General features: G+C 65.8%; 20 protein-coding genes and 1 tRNA gene. 7 read left to right on the top strand and 14 right to left on the bottom strand.

The genetic code is table 11. From position 1 onward, the window contains the following. Positions 1 to 125 precede the first annotated feature (125 nt). Both metC and CHB74_RS18800 read right to left on the bottom strand, forming a co-directional pair. On the bottom strand, positions 126 to 1,328 hold the full coding sequence (metC, locus tag CHB74_RS18795) for a cystathionine beta-lyase (RefSeq protein ID WP_089221048.1): 1,203 nt from the start codon (positions 1,326 to 1,328) through the stop codon (positions 126 to 128). Further along, positions 1,325 to 2,164: a sulfurtransferase gene (locus CHB74_RS18800; RefSeq protein WP_089221049.1), complete on the bottom strand. Its 840-nt coding sequence runs from the start codon at positions 2,162 to 2,164 to the stop codon at positions 1,325 to 1,327. Before CHB74_RS18800 ends, metC begins: the two co-directional genes overlap by 4 nt. Positions 2,165 to 2,249: 85 nt before the next feature. Between CHB74_RS18800 and queF the strand changes: the two genes are divergently transcribed. Further along, positions 2,250 to 2,696 carry a preQ(1) synthase gene (queF, locus tag CHB74_RS18805; protein WP_089221050.1) on the top strand — a complete coding sequence of 149 codons (447 nt, stop codon included), beginning with the start codon at positions 2,250 to 2,252 and terminating at the stop codon, positions 2,694 to 2,696. A 75-nt stretch (positions 2,697 to 2,771) separates the two neighbouring features. Here the strand turns inward: queF and CHB74_RS18810 are convergent, their stop codons facing one another. The 7 genes from CHB74_RS18810 to hflK all read right to left on the bottom strand — a co-directional run bounded on the left by CHB74_RS18810 (position 2,772) and on the right by hflK (position 11,476). Then, entirely contained in the window at positions 2,772 to 4,298 is a 1,527-nt protein-coding gene (locus CHB74_RS18810; protein ID WP_089221051.1) for a S10 family peptidase, read from the bottom strand. Between the two features lie 115 nt (positions 4,299 to 4,413). Beyond that, entirely contained in the window at positions 4,414 to 5,367 is a 954-nt protein-coding gene (locus CHB74_RS18815; protein ID WP_089221052.1) for an isopenicillin N synthase family dioxygenase, read from the bottom strand. Between the two features lie 21 nt (positions 5,368 to 5,388). After that, positions 5,389 to 6,018, bottom strand: coding sequence for a hypothetical protein (locus tag CHB74_RS18820; RefSeq protein WP_089221053.1), 630 nt, complete (start codon positions 6,016 to 6,018; stop codon positions 5,389 to 5,391). 33 nt (positions 6,019 to 6,051) lie between these two features. Beyond that, on the bottom strand, positions 6,052 to 7,734 hold the full coding sequence (locus CHB74_RS18825; RefSeq protein ID WP_089221070.1) for a helicase HerA-like domain-containing protein: 1,683 nt from the start codon (positions 7,732 to 7,734) through the stop codon (positions 6,052 to 6,054). A gap of 68 nt (positions 7,735 to 7,802) precedes the next feature. Next, positions 7,803 to 9,353, bottom strand: coding sequence for a Do family serine endopeptidase (locus tag CHB74_RS18830; protein ID WP_089221054.1), 1,551 nt, complete (start codon positions 9,351 to 9,353; stop codon positions 7,803 to 7,805). 120 nt (positions 9,354 to 9,473) lie between these two features. Continuing rightward, entirely contained in the window at positions 9,474 to 10,340 is an 867-nt protein-coding gene (gene hflC, locus CHB74_RS18835; RefSeq protein ID WP_089221055.1) for a protease modulator HflC, read from the bottom strand. After that, on the bottom strand, positions 10,337 to 11,476 hold the full coding sequence (gene hflK, locus CHB74_RS18840; protein WP_179220922.1) for an FtsH protease activity modulator HflK: 1,140 nt from the start codon (positions 11,474 to 11,476) through the stop codon (positions 10,337 to 10,339). The genes hflC and hflK overlap by 4 nt, the downstream gene beginning before the upstream one ends. Before the next feature lie 125 nt (positions 11,477 to 11,601). Between hflK and CHB74_RS18845 the strand changes: the two genes are divergently transcribed. Then, on the top strand, positions 11,602 to 12,615 hold the full coding sequence (locus CHB74_RS18845; protein ID WP_089221056.1) for an Mrp/NBP35 family ATP-binding protein: 1,014 nt from the start codon (positions 11,602 to 11,604) through the stop codon (positions 12,613 to 12,615). Positions 12,616 to 12,650: 35 nt separating this feature from the next. Next, positions 12,651 to 13,085 (top strand): CoA-binding protein, encoded by a 435-nt coding sequence (locus tag CHB74_RS18850; protein ID WP_089221057.1) that lies wholly within the window; start codon positions 12,651 to 12,653, stop codon positions 13,083 to 13,085. Between the two features lie 10 nt (positions 13,086 to 13,095). On the opposite strand, the gene CHB74_RS18855 is transcribed toward CHB74_RS18850, so the two are convergent. From CHB74_RS18855 to lepA, 3 genes are all read right to left on the bottom strand, one after another. Continuing rightward, complete coding sequence (locus CHB74_RS18855; RefSeq protein ID WP_144033857.1) at positions 13,096 to 13,575, bottom strand: cupredoxin domain-containing protein; 480 nt, start codon at positions 13,573 to 13,575, stop codon at positions 13,096 to 13,098. A 19-nt stretch (positions 13,576 to 13,594) separates the two neighbouring features. Beyond that, complete coding sequence (locus CHB74_RS18860; RefSeq protein WP_179220924.1) at positions 13,595 to 14,476, bottom strand: VOC family protein; 882 nt, start codon at positions 14,474 to 14,476, stop codon at positions 13,595 to 13,597. Positions 14,477 to 14,651: 175 nt separating this feature from the next. Continuing rightward, complete coding sequence (gene lepA, locus CHB74_RS18865) at positions 14,652 to 16,475, bottom strand: translation elongation factor 4 (RefSeq protein ID WP_089221072.1); 1,824 nt, start codon at positions 16,473 to 16,475, stop codon at positions 14,652 to 14,654. 203 nt (positions 16,476 to 16,678) lie between these two features. Between lepA and CHB74_RS18870 the strand changes: the two genes are divergently transcribed. Beyond that, the gene (locus tag CHB74_RS18870) at positions 16,679 to 17,425 is read left to right on the top strand and encodes a CsgG/HfaB family protein (RefSeq protein ID WP_089221073.1); all 747 of its coding nucleotides are present in this window, start codon (positions 16,679 to 16,681) and stop codon (positions 17,423 to 17,425) included. Positions 17,426 to 17,475: 50 nt separating this feature from the next. Here CHB74_RS18870 and CHB74_RS18875 read toward each other — a convergent pair whose 3' ends face one another. Next, on the bottom strand, positions 17,476 to 18,483 hold the full coding sequence (locus tag CHB74_RS18875) for an inorganic phosphate transporter (RefSeq protein ID WP_089221060.1): 1,008 nt from the start codon (positions 18,481 to 18,483) through the stop codon (positions 17,476 to 17,478). 16 nt (positions 18,484 to 18,499) lie between these two features. Then, positions 18,500 to 19,612 carry a DUF47 family protein gene (locus tag CHB74_RS18880; protein WP_179220926.1) on the bottom strand — a complete coding sequence of 371 codons (1,113 nt, stop codon included), beginning with the start codon at positions 19,610 to 19,612 and terminating at the stop codon, positions 18,500 to 18,502. Between the two features lie 146 nt (positions 19,613 to 19,758). Here CHB74_RS18880 and CHB74_RS18885 point away from each other — a divergent pair, with 146 nt between their 5' ends. The 3 genes from CHB74_RS18885 (at position 19,759) to CHB74_RS18895 (ending at position 22,304) form a co-directional block, all read left to right on the top strand. Further along, positions 19,759 to 21,066 (top strand): FAD-dependent oxidoreductase, encoded by a 1,308-nt coding sequence (locus CHB74_RS18885; RefSeq protein ID WP_089221062.1) that lies wholly within the window; start codon positions 19,759 to 19,761, stop codon positions 21,064 to 21,066. Between the two features lie 190 nt (positions 21,067 to 21,256). After that, positions 21,257 to 21,333 (top strand) — tRNA-Pro (locus CHB74_RS18890). 227 nt (positions 21,334 to 21,560) lie between these two features. After that, positions 21,561 to 22,304: a helix-turn-helix domain-containing protein gene (locus CHB74_RS18895; RefSeq protein WP_089221063.1), complete on the top strand. Its 744-nt coding sequence runs from the start codon at positions 21,561 to 21,563 to the stop codon at positions 22,302 to 22,304. The last annotated feature ends 138 nt before the right edge of the window (positions 22,305 to 22,442 follow it).

The following is a 22,442-nucleotide window of genomic DNA, read 5'->3' on the forward strand; positions in this document are numbered from 1 at the left end:
CGACAAGCTCGCCGCCAACTTCCTCGGCTTCGTCAAACTCGCCAGCATCATGCTCTGGATCAAATAATTAAATCGTCACTACAGCCTAGAGCATTCGGGCCGGCGCAGTCGGATCGAAAACTGCTCTAGGCCTTCGCGCCGGCCCCTTCGGCAACGAAGCGATCCAGTCCGCGCTCAAGATCGGCGATCAGGTCCGCCGGACCCTCAAGGCCGATATGCAGCCGCACCAGCGGCCCCGCCGCCTGCCATTTGGTCGCGCTGCGAATCGGCGCGGGGTCCACCGGAAGCGCCAGGCTTTCAAAGCCGCCCCATGAAAAGCCGATGCCGAAATGATCGAGCCCGTCGATCAGCCGCACCCGCGCGGCATCGTCTCCACCCGCCATGGCGAAGGCGAACAGACCGGTCGAACCCCGGAAATCGCGCCGCCAATGTTCGTGGCCGGGGCATGTGGGCAGCGCGGGATGAAAGACGCGCGCGACGCCGGGATGCGTCTCCAGCCAGCGCGCAACCTCAAGCGCGCCGGCCTGGTGCTGCCGCAGCCGGACATCGAGCGTGCGCAGGCCACGACTGCCGAGCGCGGCATCGTCCGGCGCGACATGCTGGCCGAACTGGTGCGTCGTGCGCCGCAGCGCCTCGAAATGTTCGGGCACCGCCGTCACCGATCCCAGCATCGCATCCGAATGGCCGACGATATATTTGGTGCAGGCCAGGATCGTCAGATCGACGCCATGGCCGATCGCCGGAAAGAAAAGCGGCGTCGCCCAGGTATTGTCGATCAGGGTAACGATGCCACGCGCCTTCGCCGCCGCGCAGATCGCCGGCACGTCCTGCACCTCGAAGGTCAGGCTGCCGGGGCTTTCCATGAACACGGCGCGCGTATTTTCCTGGAACAGATCGGCGATCGCGGCGCCGGCCAGCGGATCATAAAAACGCGTCGCAATGCCCATCGGCGCCAGCACGTTGCGGCAGAAGGCGCGCGTCGGTTCATAGGTCGAATCGACCATCAGCAGTTCGTCGCCCGGCTTGAGCACGCTGAGCAGCGCCATCGCCACCGCCGCCACGCCCGACGGATAGAGCATCGTGCCGGCCGCGCCCGGCTCCAGCCCGGTCAGCGCATCGGCCAGCGACCATTGGGTCGGCGTGCCGCGCCGGCCGTAATAGAGGCGATCATTGGGGCTGGCATTCGCCGCGCGCAGATCGGCCACCGTATCGAACAGGATGGTCGATGCGCGCCACACCGGCGTGTTGACCACACCTTGCGTCCATTCCTTGCGTCGCCCCGCCGCGATCACCCGCGTCGCGGGGCGCACATCATTCTCGTCGTTCATGCCGGTCCTGTCGCTTTGGGCGTATCGGGGCGCATGCCCCATTCGCTCCACGATCCATCGTAGAGCGCCACATCGTCCTTGCCGATCAGATGCGCGGAGAAGAGCAGCGTCGCCGCCGTCACGCCCGATCCGCAGGTGGTGATCATCGGCCGGGCGAGATCGACGCCCGCCGCCGCGAATTCGGCGCGGATGCCGGCTTCGTCCTTGAAGGTGCCGTCGGCATTGAGCATCCGGTCCATCGGCAGGCTGCGCGATCCCGGAATATGCCCCGGCGCCAGCCCGCGCGGATCGCCTTCCTCGCCCGTGAAGCGTTTCGCGCCACGCGCATCCACCACCTGCTCGGCGCCGCTATCGACATTGGCGAGCATCTGCCCGAGATCGCGGACGCGGCCTTCATCCTTCCACGCGGTGAAATGGCGTTGGCGGGGCGTGCCCACACCGGCTTCCAGCGGCCGCCCCTCCGCCCGCCATTTCTGCAGGCCACCGTCGAGGATCGCGACCGCATTCTTGCCGAAGGTGCGGAACATCCACCAGGCGCGCGCCGAGGTGCGGTGCGCCGTCGCGTCATAGAGCACGACCCGGCATCCATCGCCCACGCCCATCGCCGCCGCGCGGCTGGCGAATTTTTCGGCCGGCGGTAACATGCCGGGCAGCGGCGAATTGGTGTCGACGAGCCCGGCGAGGCCCATGAACACCGCGCCCGGAATATGCCCCGCCTCATATTCGGCCGCCGGATCGCGGGTGGGATCGAGCGGAAAATAGCTCGCGTCGATCAGCTTCAGATCACTCGCGCCAAGCTCGCCGGCCAGCCATTCGGTGGAAACCAGTGGGTCCATCGCTCGCTCCTTTCGCGCCTCCCTAGCCCATCGCCCCGCGCGGCGCGAGGTTGCGAACCGGCGCGCCCCTCCCTAGTTGGGGGCGATGAACCCGATCCATCTTGGCCAGGCGAGCGTCCAGCCCAATTCTCCCGAAGAAGCGGTGCTCGATTATGTGCCCAATCCGCGCGTCGGCAGCCTCTATCTCGTGCGCTTCGCCGCGCCCGAGTTCACGTCGCTCTGCCCGGTCACCGGCCAGCCCGATTTCGCGCATCTGGTGATCGATTACGCGCCGGCCGAGACGATCGTCGAATCCAAGTCGCTCAAGCTGTTCCTGTCGAGCTTCCGCAACCATCGTGCCTTCCACGAGGATTGCACCGTCGGCATCGGCCAGCGGCTGTTTGACGAGATGAAGCCGCAATGGCTGCGGATCGGCGGATATTGGTATCCGCGCGGCGGCATGCCGATCGACGTGTTCTGGCAGTCCGGCCCGGCGCCCGCCGGCTTGTGGGTGCCCGATCAGGGCGTCGCATCCTATCGCGGCCGGGGATAGGCCCGGCAAAAGATCAGGCAAAAGGGCGGCAGGTTTCCCCGCCGCCCTTGAGCATTTCCCGGTTCCGGCCCGCGCTCAGCGCGCGCGGATGAACTGGCGCACGTCCGCGGAAAGCTTCCTCAGATCGTCCTCGCGCACATACATCATGTGCCCGGATTCATAATAATGGAACTGGATGCGGCCGTCCTTGGGCATGCCGGTGCGCGACAGCGAATATTCCGCCGCGAAGAAGGGCGTCGCGAAATCATAATAGCCCTGGCCGACGAAGATCCTGAGGCCGCTATTCTCGCGCAGGCCCTTACCGATATAAGGCGCGACGTTCATATAGACCTCCTGATCGCGGCCGGCGCTTTCCAGCTTCCAGTCCCAGCCGCGCACGCCACCGATCGAGATATAATCGTGTGACGTCTTGAAGCCGAGCGTTTCGCGCGCATAGCTGTTCATCGCCGCCGCATAGGCGCCGTCGATGCCATAGAAGCTCGGATCATTGTCCGGCTCCTCGCCCGCCGAGTCATAATCGACGCCGGTGTAGCGGCTGTCGAGCCGGCCCACCGTCAACCCGCGATCGCGCAGCAATTCCTTGTAGAAGCGGCCCGGCAGGACGCGCAGATCGGCGCGATCGAGGAAGGTTTCGGAAAGGCCCGTGAAGCGCGAAAGCTCCGCGCGGACGCTCGCCCGTTCCTCGGCACCCAGCGCGTTGCCCTTGAGCAGCGCGGTGGCATAGGGGCCGGCGGCGAAGGTGCGCGCCTGTGCCACGAACTCCTCCACCGTCGCGGTGCGGTTGGCGACCTTGTTGTGATACCAGGCGGTCGCCGCCATCGACGGCACGTTGAGGATATGGGTCATCTCGTTGCCGGGCGTGTCGGCGCCGGCCGCGAAGTCGAGGATCGTCGAGATCAGGATGACGCCGTTGACCGAAACGTCGTTATAGGTGCCTTCCAGTTCGTTGAGCAAAGCCGCCGAACGGGTGGTGCCATAGCTTTCGCCGCCGATGAACTTGGGCGCGTTCCAGCGGCCATGTTCGGCCAGCCACAGGCGGATGAATTCCGCAATCGACTTGGCATCCTTGGTGACGCCCCAATAATCCTTGGGGTCCTTCTTGCCGAGCGCGCGCGAAAAGCCGGTGCCGACCGGATCGATGAAGACGAGGTCGCCGACGTCGAGCAGGCTCTCGGGATTGTCGACGATCGGGTAAGGCGGTGCGCCATCGTCGCGCGCGTCCGACGGGATGGCGACGCGCTTGGGGCCAAAGGCGCCCATGTGCAGCCACAGCGACCCCGAACCCGGGCCGCCATTGTAAAGGAAGATCACCGGACGATTGGGATCGACCTTGCCTTCCTTGATGTAGGAGGTGGAGTAGATCGAGGCGAGCGGCTTGCCGTCCTTGTCCTTCAGATAGGTTTCGCCGGCGATCGCCTTGTAGCTGATCGTCTGCCCGCCGAAGCGGCCGCTATGCTTGCTGACCGACACGGTCGGAGCGGGAATGTCCGCCGCGGCCTCAGGCTTTTCGACCTTCTTGTCCGCCTTGTCGGCGTCCTGGGCATAAGCAATCTGGGGCAGCGCGGCGATGGCGCAGGCAAGCAGCAGCGACCGGAATTTCATGATGTCTGGGCAGTCCTCTTATGGACCGCACGTGCCCCGATCCCCCCAGACCCCGGCGCATACGGTGGATTGAACCGCTATCGCTAGACCGGAGTGCCGGTGTTTTGCAACAGCGTTACAGTAGTTTGATCTCACGCAATCGTTGCGTCAGATAGTCGTTCGCGGTGATCGGCTGGGGGTAATGATCCGGCCGCTCCGCCGACATGCAGCCCGGCAGCGTTTCGATCAGGAAATCGGGGCGGAAATGCAGGAAGAAGGGCATCGAATAGCGTGAGAAGCCGCGCCGTTCGGTCGCCGGGTTGCGCACGCGATGCGTGGTCGATCGCAGCACATTATTGGTCAGGCGCTGCAGCATATCGCCGACATTGACCACCAGTTCGCCCGGCTTCGGCTTCACCGCCAGCCATTGCCCGTCGCGGGTGAGCAGTTCCAGCCCCGCCTCCTCGGCGCCCAGCAGCAGCGTGATCGTGTTGATATCTTCATGCGCCCCGGCGCGGATGCCGGGCGCGTCGGGCGAAACCGGCGGATAATGCAGCAGCCTTAGCACCGAATTGCCGTCGCGCACGCTGTCCGCCATCCAGCCGGCATCAATGCCGAGATAATGGGCTATCGCCGCCAGCAGCCTGCCGCCGGTCGCATCGAAGGCATCGAACAGGGCGATCTGGCTCGCGTGGAAATCCATGACCTCGGCTGGCCACGGATTGGCCGGCATATAGGGTGCGAAGGCATGCCCGGCCGGCAGCGCACGCCCGACATGCCAGAATTCCTTGAGGTCCGACTGGGTGGCATCCTTGGCCGTTTCCAGCCCGAACGGCGTATAACCGCGCGCGCCGCCGGTGCCGGGCAAATGATATTGGCGCTTCACCGCATCGGGCAGGGCGAAGAAGGCGCGGGCGGCCGCGTCGGCCCGCGCGATGACATCCGCATCGATGCCATGATCGGCGACGATCGCGAAGCCATGCCTTTCGAAGGATTGGCCAAGGCGCGTGGCGAAATCCTGTGGGTCATGCGCGGCGGTGGCCAGCGAGACCGAAGCGACATGATCCCGGTCGGCGGAGATGGTGGTCATGCCCGCCTTATAGGGGCCACTTCAGCGCTTGCGAAAGATGATCTCCCGGCCGAACCGCTCGAAATGCAAACCGTCCTCGGCGATGCCGAGCCGGGTGTCGTCAAAGGCGACGCGACCAAGATCATTGGGGGTGAACCGCACCTCGATCCGCCGGCCGCCGGCTTTGAGATCGATGGGGAATTCCTTGCTGGCCAGATCGTAGACCGGCAGGATCACATGGATGCCGCGCGGCGGATGCGCGGGATCATAGGCGATCTCGGTATCGCCCCCCTGACCCACCTGCCGTTCGATCGGCGCCATGCCATCGCCAACCAGCACGAAGGAGAAATATTGCGGCTCCATGCCCTGCGGCACGATCAGCCTGGCCGCGACAAGGCCGGCAGGTTCGGGGCCGAGATCGGTGAAGCTATAAGCCGGCGCGCGGACGGGATCGCTGTCCAGCGCCACCGCGCCATCCACCACCGTCCAGCGGCCCGCCGCCACCTCGTCCAGGGCGCCATAAGCCAGGCCATATTCGAAACGGCCGTCGGGGTGCAGCAACAGTTCCGCCGCCAGCTCCGCCTGCGAACCATTATAATAGCCGGCCAATGCACCCGCGTCGGGCACCGGCACCGCCGCCTGCAGCAACACGCATAATGCGAGCAACCCCATCGCCCCTCCTCCCGGCGGGCGCGCCGCCGGCCCTCAGCCCTTGAACAATCCGCCCAATATGCCGCGCACCAACTGCCCGGCGATGCCGCCACCGGACGACTTGCGCCCGCTGCCGCCAAAAATCTGGCGGCCCAGCTCGTTCGCCATCTGGCGACCGATCGAGGAGGAGGCGGATCGCGTGGCCGAGGTGACGGCCTTGTCCCAGGCGCTCGGCTTGGCATCCTCACGCGCCTGTCGCGCCGCCTCGCGCGCGGCTTCACGTTCCGCAGCCAACCGCGCGCGTTCGGCTTCCTTGGCTGTCCTTGCGGCCTCGCGCTCGGCCGCGACGCGGGCCTTTTCGTCCTCCTTGGCCTGGGCCGCGTCGAGCTTCGCCTGCGCGTCCGCCGCCTTCGCTTCGGCCGCTGCAGCCGCCGCCTCGCCGGCCTTCGCCGCCAGGATCTCCTCGGCCGATTCACGATCGACCGCCGTGTCATATTTGCCGTCGAGCGGCGACGTGGAGCGGATGATCGCCCGCTCCTTCGCGCTGAGCGGCCCAACCCGCGCCGAAGGCGGCTTGATCAGCGTCCGCTGCACGGGCGACGGTGCGCCATCGGCCTGCAGCAAGGACACCAGCGCCTCGCCGACCTTCAGTTCGGTGATCACCGTCGCGACATCCACATCGGGGTTGGCGCGGAAGGTTTCCGCCGCCGATTTTACCGCCTTCTGATCGCGCGGGGTGAAGGCGCGCAGCGCGTGCTGCACCCGGTTGCCGAGCTGGCCGGCCACCTTCTCGGGAATGTCGATCGGGTTTTGCGTGATGAAATAGACGCCGACCCCCTTGGACCGGATCAGCCGCACGACCTGCTCGATCTTGTCGAGCAGTGCATCGGGCGCCTCATCGAACAGCAGATGGGCCTCGTCGAAGAAGAAGACCAGCTTCGGCTTGTCCGGGTCGCCCACCTCGGGCAGCGTCTCGAACAGTTCGGACAACAGCCAGAGCAGGAAGGTGGCATAGAGCTTGGGGCTGGCCATCAGCTTGTCCGCCGCCAGCACGTTGATCGTGCCGCGCCCCTGATCGTCAAGGCTGATGAAATCGGCGATCTCCAGCGCGGGTTCGCCGAAGAAGCGATCACCGCCCTGGCTTTCCAGCTGCAGCAACTGCCGCTGGATCGAACCCACGCTCTGCTTGGTGACATTGCCGTAGCGCGTGGTCAGTTCGGCGGCATTCTCCGCCAGATAGACCAGCATCGCCTGCAGATCGCCCAGATCGAGCAGCAGCCACCCTTGTTCGTCGGCGATGCGGAAGGCGATCGAAAGCACGCCTTCCTGCACGTCGTTCAGCCCCATCAGCCGGGCGAGCAGCAGCGGCCCCATTTCGGAAATGGTGGTGCGGATGGGGTGGCCCTGTTCACCGAACAGATCCCAGAACAGCACGGGATTGTCGGCATAGGCCCAGTCGGAATAGCCGATTTCCGCCGCGCGCGCGGCCCACACATCATGCAGCTTGTCGGTCGGCGATCCGGCCAGGGCCATGCCGGAAAGATCGCCCTTCACATCGGCGACGAACACCGGAACGCCGGCCCTGGAAAATCCTTCGGCAATCCCCTGCAGCGTCACCGTCTTGCCGGTGCCGGTGGCCCCGGCGACGAGCCCGTGGCGATTGGCGCGGCGGAGATTCAGTTCCTGCGGCCCCGCTTCCGGGCTCGCGCCGATAAAGATCCCCGTCGCATCGGCCATCGCTTCAAACTCCATCGTCACGCCGAAGCAAGTTCAGCATGACGATGGGATTTAGGCAATCGCAGCGATCATTTCGGGCTGTTGATCTTCACCCCGATATAGCGCGGCGTGCCGTTGCCGCGCTGGATGAACAGCAGCGCCGTGGCGCGGCCGGACTTGCGCGTGGCCTCCACCGCCGCCGCCGCATCGGCGGGCGCCGCCACCGGCTGCTGGTTGATCGACAGGATGATGTCGCCACGCTGGATGCCTTCCTGCGCGGCATCACTGTTCGGGTCGACCTGGCTCACCACCACGCCGCGCGTGGTCGCCGGCACGCCAAGCTGGCGCGCGACATCGGGGGTCAACGCCTGCAACGCGAGGCCGATCGACTCACGGGTCGATTGCGCGCTCGGCGCCGGCGTCGCCGAATCCTCGTCGCCGCCATCATTGGCAGCCAGCTGGTCTTCCGCCGGGCGCTCACCCACAACCGCCGTCACCGTGATCCGCTTGCCCTGCCGGATCAGCTCGATCGGCATGCGCGTGCCGACCGGCGTGTTGGCGACGATATAGCTCAGCGTCTCATCGGGCGTGACTTCGCGGTTGTTGACCTTCACGATCACGTCGCCCTGGCGGATGCCGGCACGCGCCGCCGCCTCGCCCGGTTCGACCCGGCTGACGATTTCGCCGCGATCCTTGGGCAGGCCGAGGCCGGCGGCGATATCCTCGCTCATCGGCTGGATGCCGACGCCCAGATAGCCGCGCTTGACCTTGCCGCCATTCTTGAGCTGCTCGATCACCGGTCGCGCCTGCTCCGCCGGAATGGCGAAGCCGATGCCGACATTGCCGCCGGTGGGCGAAAAGATCGCGGTGTTGATGCCGATCACATTGCCGCCGAGATCGAACATCGGGCCACCCGAATTGCCCTGATTGATCGACGCGTCGGTCTGGATGTAGCGATCATAGGCGCCGCCGCTGATCGAACGGTGCAGCGCGGATACGATGCCCGCCGTCACGGTGCCACCCAGGCCGAAGGGGTTGCCGATCGCGACCACCCAGTCACCCACGCGGGTCCGCGTCGAATCGCCGAACTGCACGAAGGGGAAGGGATTCTTGCTCTCGATCTTCAGCAGCGCGAGATCCGAATAGGGATCCCGGCCGACGACGCGCGCCTTATATTCGGTGCGATCGGGCAGCGTGACGGTGATCGAATCGACGACCGAGCTCACCACGCCGCGCCCCTGCGCGCCGCCCGAAATCACATGGTTGTTGGTGACGACATAGCCGTCCGCCGAAATGATGAAGCCCGAACCCAACGACGTGGCTTCGCGCGTGACCGGCTGGCCATCGCCGCCGCCGCCGCCCTGGCCGAAGCGGCCGAACAGATCGCCGAACGGCGTGCCGGCAAAGGGGTTCTGATTCTGCAGCTGCACGCGCTGGGTGGTGGAAATGTTCACCACCGCCGGCTGCAGCTTGGCCGCAAGATCGGCGAAGCTCAGCGGCGCGCCCGGGCGAGGCGCGGTCGCCTGGATCTGGCCCGGCGCGTTCTGGGCAACCTGCGCGCCCACGGGCTGCTGCAGCACCATCGTCGCGGAAGCCCCGCCGGCGAGCAGGGCGGCAGTGATGGCATAAGCGTATCGCACGATGGCAGACCTCCTCAGATATTCCACCCGCACGCCGATCTGGTCATTCCGGCGTCGTGCGGGCCCGCATTAGGTGCGAAGCGCTGGCTGAACGTCAATTGAATAGACGCCCGCCGCGCCTCACTTTCTTCCGCGGAATTCACGCAGATATTCGTTGTCCGGCGACAGGATCACCGAAGATCCGCCCGCCGCTTCGTTCCCGTCGGTGCCGAAGGTGACGCGGTAGGACTGCATCGCGCGGTAGAAATTGTAGAAGTCGGGATCCTTGCCGAAGCTTTCCGCATAGACGCGGGCGGCATTGGCATCGGCTTCGCTGGTGATGAGCTGCGCCTGCTTGCGGCCCTCGGCCTCGATCGACCGGGCCTCCTGCTGGCGCGCGGTGCGCATCCGCTGGAAGGCGCTTTCGAGCGGGGTGCCGCTCGGCAGGTCGGCGCGCTTGATCCGCACGTCGACGATCTCCGCGCCATATTGACGGGCGACACGGGCCAGCGCGTTCTGGATATTGTCCATCACCTGCCCGCGCTCGGGGCTGAGCAGCGCGGCGAAGGGCCGCTTGCCGAGCTCGTTGCGCAGTGCCGAGCCGAGGATCGGGCGAAGCGCCTCGCCGACGCGCTTCTCGCTGCCCGCCGACACATACATGCGGCGCGGATCGACGATGCGGTACCGCGCGAAGGCATCGACCTCGAGCCGGAGCTGATCGGTCGACAGCACCGCCTGGCGCTGCATGTCGAAATCGAGCACGCGCTTGTCGACCCAGATGATCTGTTCGACGAAGGGGATGCGGAACAACAGGCCCGCACCCGTGCGGCCGAATTCCTCATTGGCATGGTAGCGGTTGGCCACCTTCACCGGCTGGCCGAAGCGGACGATCAGCGCCTGCTTGGTTTCAGGCACCACCTTCACGCACATGATCAGCGCGACGAGGACGACGAGCGCCAGCACCGCCAGCGCATAAGGCGCGCGGCCGAGACGTTCGACCGGGCTCATCGTGCGGCCCCCTGCGCGGGCGCGGGCGTCGCGGCGGGCTCCGGCCGGCGCACTTGCGAGAGCGGCAGATAAGGCTGCACGCCGTTCGCCTCGATCACCGTCTTGTCCGTCTTGGCCAGAACCTTCTCCATCGTCTCATAATACATGCGCCGGCGGGTCACTTCGGGCGCCAGCCGATATTCGGCATAAACCTTGTCGAAGGCCTGCGCCTCGCCCGAGGCCTGCGCGGTCTTCTGCATCGCATAAGCACGCGCCTGGTTGAGGAAGGACTGGGCGAGCTGCTGCGCCGCGGTCACTTCCTTGAAGGCGTCGTTCACGGCGGCCGGCGGGTCGGCCTGCTTGATCGCCACGCCCTGCACGGCAACGCCGGCACGATAGCTGTCGAGCAGTTCCTGCATCCGCGCGGCAACGCGCGATTCGATCTGGCTGCGCTGCGGGCCGATCGCATCGTTCAGCGTCACGCGGGCCAGTTCCTCGCGCATCGCGCTCTCGGCCACTTCCTTGATCGTGTCCTCGGGATCGGCCAGTTCGAACAGATAAAGTTCGGGATCGCGGATGTTCCAGCGCGCCGAATAAGCGAGGTCGACGATGTTCTGGTCGCCGGTCAGCACCAGATTTTCCACCGATTCGCTGGTCGAACCGATGTCGACCGTGCGAATTTCGTCGACATCCACCTTCTGCACGATCTCGATCGGCGCCGGCAGCGAGAAGTTGAGGCCGGTGCCCATCGTCCGCGCGTAAGAGCCGAACAGCGTGACGACGCCGCGCTGCTGCGGGCCGATCGTGTGGATGCTGGTGAAGGCCAGCCACATGGCGATGAAGGCGATGATGCCCCAGAACCACAGCGGCTTGCCGCCAAATTCGGGAACGCCGCCCATGCCGCCGCCCGGGCCGCCCATCTTTTCGCGGCTACGGCGCAGCAATTCGTCGAGCGCGCTGGGCCCCTGCCCCTTGCCGCCGCCGGGCCGCCGGCCGGGCGGCTGGTTCCACGGATTGCGCGGGCCGAGGCCGCCGCCATCTCCGCCGCCGCCGCCGCTACCACCACTGCCGCCTGATCCGCCGCCCCACGGGCCACCCCCGCCGCTTTCGTTCAGGTTGGCGATCGACGAAGCGGACGGGCCGGAATTCTGTTGCATGGGCGTCATTATAGGTAGCGATTCGCGGAAAAACAGTGCCCTCCGCGGATTGTAACCCAACGTCTTGATTCATGCGGCCGCTTTGCCCTTCAACCGCACGCGATGAAGGCTTATGGCGCTGGGCCATGAACAGCCCCGATCCCTTCGCCGCCGCCCTCGACACCATCGCCGATCCGGCCACCGGCCAGGGCCTGATCGCCAGCGGCCGCGCCGCGCCGCCGCGCGTCAACATGGCCGATCGCACGGCAAGCGTGATCCTCGACGTCACCGGCCTGTCGGCGGATGATCGCGCCGCGATCGAGCGCGCAATTCGTGGCAAGCTGATCGGGCTCGATGGGCTGCGCGACGTGCGCATCGCGATGACGGCGGAAAAGACCGCACGCAAGCTGATCGTGGTCGGATCGGGCAAGGGCGGCGTCGGCAAGTCGACGGTTTCGGCCAATATCGCGATCGCGCTCAAGCGGCTCGGCATGAAGGTCGGGCTGGTCGATGCCGATATCTATGGCCCGTCGCAGGCACGGCTGATGGCGAGCGAGGGCCAGCGCCCCGAAGCCGAAGGCCAGCGCCTCCTGCCCATCGCCACCCGTTTCGGCGTGCCGATGCTGTCGATGGCGCATCTGGTGAAGCCCGGCCAGGCGATCGCGTGGCGCGGGCCGATGGCGGGCAACGCGCTCGGCCAGCTCATCGATGCCGATTGGGGCGATGTCGAAATCCTGATCGTCGATCTGCCGCCCGGCACCGGCGACGTCCAGCTGTCGCTGATCCAGAAGCACAAGCCGGCGGGCGCGATCATCGTCTCCACCCCGCAGGATCTGGCGCTGATCGACGCCACCCGCGCGATCGATCTGTTCCAACAGGCGACCGTGCCGATCGTCGGCGTGGTCGAGAATATGGCCGGCTATGCCTGCCCGCATTGCGGCGAGGTGAGCGATCCTTTCGGCGCTGGCGGGGCAGAAGCCGCCGCCGCCGAACTGGAGGTTCCGTTCATCGGCCGGGTGCCGCTGGAAATCGCGATCCGCAAGGCATCGGACGCCGGCCAGCCGCCAGCGGCCTCGGGCGAGGCGGTGGCCCAGCCCTTCCTCGACATTGCCGGCGCGCTGATGGGCTGGTTGAACGCAAAGGCGTCTCCTAAGTTCTGATCCTTGCTACCAGCGGGGATGAAGGAGACACGCCGATGCCACTTACATCCGACGAAGATATCGCCCGGCTTCTGTCCGAAACGCGCACCATCGCGCTGGTCGGCGCGTCCGACCGGCCGGATCGGCCCAGCTACGGGGTGATGCGCTTCCTGCAGGCGCACGGCTATCGGGTGATCCCGGTCAACCCGCAGATCACCGGCGAACATGTCCATGGCGAATTCGTCTGGCGCGAACTGGCGCAACTCGGTGATCCGATCGACATGGTCGATATCTTCCGCCGCCCCGAAGCGGCGGGCGAGGCCGTGGATCAGGCAATCGCGATTGGGGCCAAGGCGGTGTGGATGCAATTGGGCGTCATCAACCACGCCGCCGCCGCGCGCGCCGAAGCCGCCGGACTGAAAGTCGTGATGGATCGGTGCCCCGCGATCGACATACCGCGCCTCGGCCTGCCGCCGGTTGCCCCGGCCTGAAACCGGCGCGTCACTCGACGATGATTTCGCCCGCCATGCCCAGCGTCGAATGCATGAAATGGGTGCATTTGGCCTTGTAGCGGCCGGCGACCGGGATCAGCGACACATCGGCGCTGGCGCCCTTGGCCAGTTCCACCTTGCCGCCATCGGGGCCGACCCCGCTCGGATAGCTGGCCCGGGCGAAGAAATCCTGCGCCGCGAAATTGTGCCCGCCCGACCCTGCGTTGACGAAGTGGAGCCGATAAGGCTGGCCGGCGCGCAAGTGCATGGTAACGGGCGTGAAAGCGAAGTTGCTCAGCGTGATATCGATCCGCTCCGCCGCCGCCCAGTCGGTCGCGGCACGGGCGGGAAGGTCCGCCGTCGCCAGCAGCAACAGCAGGGCCGATAAAGCACGGGCGGTGGCCGGGCCGGGTATGCGCATCATCGCCTCCATCCCCATCGCCGCCCATTTTACCACCGCGTGGCGCCGACGCCAAAGCGCCTGCGCCACGCCAGCGCCACAGGAAAGCTCAGGCGGTGATCGCCCGCATCAATTCGATCCGCACGCCATCCCGGTCGGCGCCGTGGTGCAGTTCGATTCCGGGCGTCACGATGCGCGCCGCCGCCACCCAGCTGCCGCCGGCCGCCTCCAGCCGCGCGGCTTCGGCGTCCACGTCGTCCACCCAGAAGGCGATATGGGTCAGCCCATATTGGTTGAGCGGCCGGCGTTCGCGCGGGCCGAAGGATTGCGGTTCGATCGTTTCCAGAAGCTCGATGGTGTTGCCGGCCGCGTCGCGCATCATCTGCGCGCGCAGCTTGATGCCCGGAATCTCGTTCACCGTCGCCAGCCAGTCGAACCCGCCGTCGAGCACATAATTCTCGGCCGGGGCAAAGCCCATCGCTTCATAATAAGGCATCGCCTTGTCGACATTCTCGACGCAGATGCCCGAATGCGAAAAGCCGGCCGGCTGCCCGTCCATCTGCATCAGTTCGATCCGCACGCCATCGGGATCGGTGCAATAGAGCATCGTCGTGCCACCCGCGTCGAAGCGCGCGCGCGTCTCCTCGAACACATGGCCGCCCGCCGCCTTCAGCCGCGCCGCCGCCGCATCCATGTCGTCGACGCGGAAGGACAGGTGCACCAGCCCATACTGGATCGTCGACCGGCGCTCGCGCGGGCCGAAGGCCGGCGGGGCGAGGAAGTGGAGCAGTTCGATCACCGGGCCATCGGGATGGCGCAGCATCACCGCATGGAGCCGCACGCCCGGCATCTCCATCGTCTGTTCCATCGCCGGGCCTTCGACCACGCCATGATCGGCATAGGGTTCGAAGCCCAGTGCCTCGCGATAGAAGCGGGTCGACGCTTCCAGATCGCTGACGCAGATGCCGCGGTGGGATAGGGTGATGCTCATGCCGTCCTCTCGCTCAGAATATTGAATCCATCCTGGGACGAGCATCGGCCAGCCGTCCTCCTCCAAATGGAGCGGATCGGCCGCACTTGCCGCGCCAAGCCGTCACGCGGCCGATGATCCGCGTCGCCATCGGCGGAAAACGGCCCGATCCGCGCCATCGGGCCGGTCGCCGGGATCAGCCCTCGTCGCCCATCCTGAGCGCCGCGATGAAGGCTTCCTGCGGGATGCTGACGGAACCATATTCGCGCATCCGCTTCTTGCCTTCCTTCTGCTTTTCCAGAAGTTTCCGCTTGCGCGTCGCGTCGCCGCCATAGCATTTGGCAGTCACGTCCTTGCGCAGCGCGGCAATCGTTTCGCGCGCGATCACCTTGCCGCCGATCGCCGCCTGGATCGGGATCTTGAACATGTGGCGCGGGATCAGGTCCTTCAGCCGCTCGCACATGCCGCGCCCGCGCGTTTCGGCGGTGCCGCGGTGGACGATCATGCTCAATGCGTCGACCGGCTCGTTGTTGACGAGGATCGACATCTTGACGAGGTCGCCCTCGCGATAGCCGATCTGGTGATAATCGAAGCTGGCATAGCCGCGCGTGATCGATTTCAGGCGATCGTAGAAATCGAACACCACTTCGTTGAGCGGCAGTTCGTAAGTTACCTGCGCGCGACCACCCACATAAGTGAGGTTCTTCTGGATGCCGCGACGGTCCTGGCAGAGCTTGAGGATCGAGCCCAGATATTCGTCGGGCACATAGATCGTCGCTTCGATCCACGGCTCCTCGATGCTGTCGATCTTGTTGGGATCGGGCATGTCGGCCGGGTTGTGCAGTTCGATCGTCTTGGCTTCCGCCTCGCCCGCCGAACGGATGAGGAGCAGGCGATAGACCACCGATGGCGCCGTGGTGATCAGATCGAGATCATATTCGCGGGTCAGCCGTTCCTGGATGATTTCCAGGTGGAGCAGGCCGAGGAAGCCACAGCGGAAGCCGAAGCCAAGCGCGGCCGAGGTTTCCATCTCGAAGCTGAATGAGGCGTCGTTGAGCCGCAGCTTGGAGATCGATTCGCGGAGCTTCTCGAAGTCGTTGGCGTCGACCGGGAACAGGCCGCAGAACACGACCGACTGCACTTCCTTGAACCCCGCCAGCGGTTCGGCCGCAGGCTTCTTCGCGTCAGTGATGGTGTCGCCGACCGCCGTCTGGCTGACTTCCTTGATCTGCGCGGTGATGAAGCCGACTTCGCCCGGCCCCAGTTCGCCCAGCTGCTCGATCTTGGGGCGGAAGCAGCCGACGCGATCGACGAGGTGCGTCGTGCCGGCGTTCATGAACTTGATCTGCTGGCCCTTCTTGATCACGCCGTCGATGACGCGGATCAGGATGACGACGCCGAGATAGGGATCGTACCAGCTGTCGACCAGCATCGCCTTCAGCGGCGCGGTCGCATCGCCCTTGGGCGGCGGAATCTTGGTGACAATCGCCTCGAGAATATCGTCGATGCCGATGCCCGACTTGGCCGACGCCAGCACCGCTTCCGACGCGTCGAGGCCGATCACTTCCTCGATCTCGGCGCGCACCTGTTCGGGCTCCGCCGCCGGCAGGTCGATCTTGTTGATCACCGGCACGATTTCATGGTCATGCTCGATCGACTGATAGACGTTGGCGAGCGTCTGGGCCTCCACGCCCTGCGCGGCATCCACCACCAGCAACGCGCCTTCGCACGCGGCCAGGCTGCGGCTCACCTCATAAGCGAAGTCGACGTGGCCCGGCGTGTCCATCAGGTTGAGGACATAGGTCTCGCCATTCTTGGCCTTGTAGTCGAGGCGCACGGTCTGCGCCTTGATGGTGATCCCGCGCTCCTTCTCGATATCCATATTGTCGAGCACCTGGGCGGACATCTCGCGATCCGACAGGCCACCGGTGCGCTGGATCAGGCGGTCGGCGAGCGTCGACTTGCCATGGTCGATATGCGCGATGATCGAGAAATTGCGGATGCGGTCGAGCGGGGTCACGGAAGGGCCGATCTTGAAAGGATGGAGGGATTTGCCGCCGCCGATAGCATCAAGCGCGGAACTTGCCAAAGAGATGTGCTCGCACCACCCCGGCCGCCCTGTGATCGGCATCACAGGGCAAGGCGACACCCTATATTAACGGCCTGGTCTTTCAGGGGAAATTCCGTTCCAAAGGGAGACTGTACGTCGTGAAGAAGATCGTGATGCTCGCAACGGCGCTCGCCGTCGCCGGCACAATCGCACCGGCCGCCCACGCCCAATCCTCGGCCCGCAAGCAGCAGGCCGCCAAGCAGGCCGAAATCCCCGTCTGCACGCGCAAGCTGGGCACCATCGCCATCGTCGAGCCCGAAAATCAGTGGTGGCGGGAACTCAGCCTCGGCAGCCCCGAAGCGATCATCAAGATCTTCGTCCAGAAGTCCGGCTGCTTCACGCTCGTCAATCGCGGGCGTTCGCTCGCCAACCGCAACATGGAACGCGCGCTGGCCGACGCCGGCGAGCTTCAGGCGCGTTCGAACATCGGCAAGGGGCAGGTGAAGGCGGCGGACTATTTCCTCCAGCCCGATATCGTGAGTTCGAACAGCAATGCCGGCGGCAATTCCTTCGGCGGGCTTGTCGGCGGCCTGCTCGGCAGCCGCACCGTCGGCGCGATCGCCGGCGGCCTGTCGATCAAGAAGAAGGAAGCCAATGTCACGCTGTCGGTGGTCAATGCCCGCACCACCGAGGAAGAGGCGCTGGTCGAAGGCTATGCCCGCAAGCAGGATCTGGGCTTTGGCGGTGGCGCCGGGCTGTTCAGCGGCGGCGCGTTCGGCGCGGGCGCGGGCGGCTATGAAAATACCGAGATCGGCCAGGTGATCGTGCTCGCCTATCTCGATGCCTATACCAAGTTGGTCGGCCAGCTGGGCGGCCTCCCCGCCAACGCCTCGGCGGCGGCGCCCAAGGCGGCCCACTAACCCCAGGCCGGGAGGTCGCGCTCAGGCGCGGCCTCCCACCGCATCCAGCTTCAGCCGAACAGGCCGGCCAGCCAATAGAACAGCGCGCCGATGATCGCGGCTGCCGGCAGCGTCACCACCCAGGCGACGACGATGCGGCTGGCGATGTTCCAGCGCACCGCCGAAAGCCGCCGCGCGGAGCCGACACCGACGATCGCGCCGGTGATGGTGTGGGTGGTCGACACCGGCACGCCCAGCCAGGTCGCACCGAACAGGGTCAGCGCGCCGCCGGTTTCGGCGCAGAAGCCCTGTGCCGGCGTCAGCCGCGTGATCTTCGATCCCATGGTGTGGACGATCTTCCAGCCGCCGAACAATGTGCCCAGGCCCATCGCCGCCTGGCAGGAAATCACTACCCAGAAAGGCACGTGGAACCCGCCGGACATCATGCCCTGCGAATAAAGCAGCACGGCGATGATCCCCATCGTCTTCTGTGCATCATTGCCGCCATGGCCCAGCGAATAGAGCGAGGCGGAGACGAACTGCATCTTGCGGAACCAGCGATCGGCCAGATTGGGCGTCGCCTTCACGAACGCCCAGGAGGTGATCAGCACCAGCACGAGCGCCAGGATCAGGCCAACGGCCGGCGACAGCACGATCGCTGCGGCGGTCTTGAACACGCCGCTCCACACCACCGCGTGGATGCCCGCCTTGGCGGTGCCGGCACCCAGCAGCCCGCCGATCAGCGCGTGGCTCGACGACGAAGGAATGCCGAGCCCCCAGGTGATCAGGTTCCAGCTGATCGCGCCCATCAGCGCGCCGAAGATGACATGCGCGTCGATCACCTCGGCGCTGATGATGCCGCGCCCCACCGTGTCGGCCACGTGCAGGCCGAAGAACAGGAAGGCGATGAAGTTGAAGAACGCCGCCCACATCACCGCATATTGCGGGCGGAGCACACGGGTGGAAACGATCGTCGCGATCGAATTGGCGGCATCGTGCAGGCCGTTCAGGAAATCGAACAGCAGCGCGATGCCGATCAGCGCAACCAGCAGCGGCAGCGAAAGGGCGGCAGCATCCATCGTCGGCAGGTCCCGGTCAGGCGTGGTCGATCACGAGACCCTGGATCTCGTTGGCGACATCCTCGAAGCGATCGACGATCTTTTCCAGATGGCTGTAAATCTCGCGCCCGACGATGAATTCCAGCGGCTTGCTGTCGATATGGGCGCGGTAGAGCGCCTTCAGGCCGGCATCGTGAATCTCGTCGGCATGGCCTTCGATCCGCACCAGCCGCTCGGTCAGTTCATGCAGCCGGCCGCCATTGGTGCCGATCGATCGCAGCAGCGGCATCGCCTCCTGGATGATCCGCGCGGCCTCGACGATGATCCCCGCCATGTCGCGCATCTGCGGTTCGAACGTCGTGACCTCATAGAGCTCGATCGCCTTGGCGGTGCCGTTCATCTGGTCGATCGCATCGTCCATCACGCCGATCAGGCTGGTGATCGCGCTGCGATCGAACGGTGTGATGAAGATGCGCCGCACGTCCTGCAGCACCTCGCGGATGATCTCGTCCGCTTCATGCTCGCGATCGTGGATCTCACGGATATTGGCCGCCATGTCGTCGCCGCCCTCCAGCAGTCGGGCAAGCGCATCGGCGCCCGTTACCAGAGTGGCGGCATGGTCTTCGAATTGTTCGAAGAAGCGCCCCTGCTTCGGCATCAAGGCCTGGAACCAGCGCAGCATCGGTATGGTAGCTCCCCAGTTGCGGACGCGCGCCACTGCGCGTTCCAGCGGGCCGGCCGGCACAATCGGTGCGCGGAACCCGGCGATCATTTCCTTCAATTGCGGTTCGTCAACCAGTTCGGCCGCTTCGCCGAGCGAAAACCAGCGCGTTTCGCGCTCCTCCTGCTCGGGCCACTCCTCCGCCTGGGCAAGGAAGGCGAGCGGAAATACCGCCACGCGCGCGGTGCGCGCCTCGCCGCTCTTCTTGCGCTTGCGATAACGGTAGGAACCGAGCGCGGACGGACAGGGAATGCCGGTGATGCCGGCTTCCTCGAACGCCTCGTGCGCGGCGGCGCGATGCGGGTCGAGCCCGCGAATGGGATTGCCCTTCGGAATCACCCAGCGCCCGGTATCGCGCGACGTGATCAGCATCACCCGCGCAGATCCGTCCGCCTCGATACGATAAGGCAAGGCTGCGATCTGGCGAATGGCGTCTGGCTCCTTCGGCGTTGGTGTCCTGATGTTCGGCGGGCGTCATTGAAGTGTAACATTGCGAATTGCAATCGCAGAGCCGCCCTTGTGCCCGCCCGCATGCACGTTACCATCCCCCCAAAATATTGGAGAGGCGAGCGGATATGCGGCAGATCGCGATCATCGGTTCGGGCCCGGCAGGCTATTATACGGCGGAAGCCTGCCAGAAGCAGTTCGGCGACGATGTCGCGATCGACATGATCGACAGGCTGCCAGTCCCCTACGGACTGATTCGATTCGGCGTCGCACCCGATCATCAATCGATCAAGGCGGTGGCGCGACGCTACGAACAGGTGGCGCTCTCGCCCAATGTCCGCTTCGTCGGCAATGTCTCGGTCGGCGATCAGGTCACGGTCGCCGAACTGCTCAGCCTTTACGACGCCGTGATCCTCGCCACCGGCGCGCCGGTCGATCGCGCGCTGGGTATTCCGGGGGACGATCTGCCCGGTGTCGTCGGCTCGGCCGCCTTCGTCGGCTGGTATAATGGCCATCCCGATTTCGCGAAGCTCGATCCGCCGCTCGATACGCAGGCGGCCGTGGTGATCGGCAACGGCAATGTCGCGCTCGATGTGACGCGGATCCTCGCCAAAACGCCTGCCGAGTTCGTCGGCTCGGATATCGTCGCCCACGCATTCGAAGCTCTGGGCAATTCCGCGATCCGCAAGGTCACCATGGTCGGCCGGCGCGGGCCCCACCAGATCCAGATGACCCCCAAGGAACTGGGCGAGCTCGGCCATCTCGAACGCGCGGTGCCGCATGTCGACGCCGCCGATCTGCCACCGGACGATGCCGACGGCGCGCTCGAACCCGGCCTGCGCAAATCGGTCGGCCATCTGCGCAGCTTCGTGTCGCTGGCGCAGGACAAGGCGGTCGCGATCGACTTCGATTTCTTCGCGCGGCCGGTCGCGATCGAAGGTGACGGCAAGGTCGAACGCCTGATCGTCGAACGCACCCGGCCCACCGGCGACGGCCAGGTCGAAGGCACCGGCGAAACCTATGCCATCCCCTGCGGCCTCGTCGTCAGCTGCATCGGCTATCGCACCCCGCCGATTCCCGGCGTGCCCTATGACGAACGCTCCGGCCGATTCGCCAATCAGGATGGCCGCGTGCCGGTCGACGCGCACAATCTCTACGCGGTGGGCTGGGCCCGGCGCGGCCCCACCGGCACGATCGGCACGAATCGGCCTGACGGCTATCTGATCGCGGAAACGATCGCCGCCGATCATCCCGAACCCGCCGGCAAGCGCGGCGGCGCCGGTCTCGATTCGCTGCTCGCCGAACGCGGCGCGGACAAGGTGAGCTTTGCCGACTGGCAACGGATCGAAGCGGCCGAAGCAGCGCGCGCGCGCGACGGCGCACCCCGCGAAAAATTCGTCGTCGTCGCCGACATGCTGGCCGCCCGCGACGCTTGATCGCCCGCCATCGCGTGCGATGCCCGGCGGAATCCACCCGGTTTTCCGGCCGCCGAGGCACCCGCCGCGCTTTCTTTCGGCGAAGCGGATCAAGGCGCTTGATCCCCGAAAAAATCCCCCCTATAGGCGCCCGACTTGGCTCGCCGGTCGCGTCCTTCCCAGGGACATCAACAGCGATCGCACTCCGTGTCGGGGAGTAGCTCAGCCTGGTAGAGCACTGTCTTCGGGAGGCAGGGGCCGGAGGTTCGAATCCTCTCTCCCCGACCAACATTTTCAATATGTTTAGCGGAAAACGGGCAGGCCTTCGGGCCGGGCCCGTCCGAGTTATGTCCGCGTTACGCCGATCCGCCCGATAACGAGAAAGCCCCCGCACCGGCTGGCACCGGGGCGAGGGCTGAAATTGGCTACCATGCGGGCGGCCTCGATCTGGATAGCACAGCCGCCACCGCCAGCCAACGCATTCGACGTCCGATCCTCTCGCTGAGGTTCGGGGCATGAGCATCCGCATCATGTCGGCCGTTTGGGGCCTGAAGCTGGGGGACAGCGACAAGCTGGTGCTGCTCGCGCTCGCCGATCAGGCGAACGACGATGGCGTCTGCTGGCCGTCGATGGCTTCGCTCGCGGCAAAGTGCAGCAAATCGGATCGGACGGTGCAGGCCGCCATCAAGTCGCTTGTGGAATCGGGGCACCTGTCCCGCTTGGAACGGCCGGGGAAAGGGGTTCGCTATACCGTTCACCCCCGAAGCGATTGCACCCCCGAAGCGGCTTCACCCCCGAAGGGAACGACGTCCACCCCCGAAGCCGCTTCGGACAAACCATCAAGAACCATCACTTCTCAGAAGACTACGTCTTCTTCGAAAGCGCGCGCGAGGAAATCGGGGGGCGAGGCTTTCGCGGTTCCTGACTGGATTCCCGCCGATGCGTGGAGCGGCTGGCTGGAGATGCGCCGGCAGAATGGCAAGCGCCCGACGCGGCGCGCTCTCGAACTTGCGATCGAGGAACTGAGGAAGCTGGCCGACGCAGGCCACCCGCCCGGCGCAGTGCTCGACCAATCGACACTTCGCCAGTGGACCGGCCTTTTCCCGATCAAGGACAATCGCAATGAACAGCATCACCAATCTTTCGGATCACCGGGATCGTCGTCCCACCGCTCTCAGCACGGAGGCGAGGGAGTGGGGAAAACAGTGTCTGCGGCACGTAGCGCGATCGCCCGCCTTTCTGGCCCTGAAGTCGGGTGACGAGACGGCGGCGGCCGAGGCGGCACGCGGCATGCGTTCGGAGATAATCGACGCGTGGCGGGTGGCTGACGAGGCTATGCGGCCGACGCCGCCGACAACGATCATCGCCAAGCTGACACCCGTTCTGGCTCTCAGCGC

This window comes from Edaphosphingomonas laterariae (genome assembly GCF_900188165.1).
GTDB classification, from domain to species: Bacteria; Pseudomonadota; Alphaproteobacteria; order Sphingomonadales; family Sphingomonadaceae; genus Sphingomonas_E; species Sphingomonas_E laterariae.

What these genes read in the sequence shown, in the direction of transcription:
- metC (WP_089221048.1), bottom strand. Translation starts at nt 1,328, where the DNA reads ATGAACGACGAGAATGATGTGCGCCCCGCGACGCGGGTGATCGCGGCG.
- CHB74_RS18800 (WP_089221049.1), bottom strand. Translation starts at nt 2,164, where the DNA reads ATGGACCCACTGGTTTCCACCGAATGGCTGGCCGGCGAGCTTGGCGCG.
- queF (WP_089221050.1), top strand. Translation starts at nt 2,250, where the DNA reads ATGAACCCGATCCATCTTGGCCAGGCGAGCGTCCAGCCCAATTCTCCC.
- CHB74_RS18810 (WP_089221051.1), bottom strand. Translation starts at nt 4,298, where the DNA reads ATGAAATTCCGGTCGCTGCTGCTTGCCTGCGCCATCGCCGCGCTGCCC.
- CHB74_RS18815 (WP_089221052.1), bottom strand. Translation starts at nt 5,367, where the DNA reads ATGACCACCATCTCCGCCGACCGGGATCATGTCGCTTCGGTCTCGCTG.
- CHB74_RS18820 (WP_089221053.1), bottom strand. Translation starts at nt 6,018, where the DNA reads ATGGGGTTGCTCGCATTATGCGTGTTGCTGCAGGCGGCGGTGCCGGTG.
- CHB74_RS18825 (WP_089221070.1), bottom strand. Translation starts at nt 7,734, where the DNA reads ATGGCCGATGCGACGGGGATCTTTATCGGCGCGAGCCCGGAAGCGGGG.
- hflC (WP_089221055.1), bottom strand. Translation starts at nt 10,340, where the DNA reads ATGAGCCCGGTCGAACGTCTCGGCCGCGCGCCTTATGCGCTGGCGGTG.
- hflK (WP_179220922.1), bottom strand. Translation starts at nt 11,476, where the DNA reads ATGCAACAGAATTCCGGCCCGTCCGCTTCGTCGATCGCCAACCTGAAC.
- CHB74_RS18845 (WP_089221056.1), top strand. Translation starts at nt 11,602, where the DNA reads ATGAACAGCCCCGATCCCTTCGCCGCCGCCCTCGACACCATCGCCGAT.
- CHB74_RS18850 (WP_089221057.1), top strand. Translation starts at nt 12,651, where the DNA reads ATGCCACTTACATCCGACGAAGATATCGCCCGGCTTCTGTCCGAAACG.
- CHB74_RS18860 (WP_179220924.1), bottom strand. Translation starts at nt 14,476, where the DNA reads ATGAGCATCACCCTATCCCACCGCGGCATCTGCGTCAGCGATCTGGAA.
- CHB74_RS18870 (WP_089221073.1), top strand. Translation starts at nt 16,679, where the DNA reads ATGCTCGCAACGGCGCTCGCCGTCGCCGGCACAATCGCACCGGCCGCC.
- CHB74_RS18875 (WP_089221060.1), bottom strand. Translation starts at nt 18,483, where the DNA reads ATGGATGCTGCCGCCCTTTCGCTGCCGCTGCTGGTTGCGCTGATCGGC.
- CHB74_RS18885 (WP_089221062.1), top strand. Translation starts at nt 19,759, where the DNA reads ATGCGGCAGATCGCGATCATCGGTTCGGGCCCGGCAGGCTATTATACG.
- CHB74_RS18895 (WP_089221063.1), top strand. Translation starts at nt 21,561, where the DNA reads ATGAGCATCCGCATCATGTCGGCCGTTTGGGGCCTGAAGCTGGGGGAC.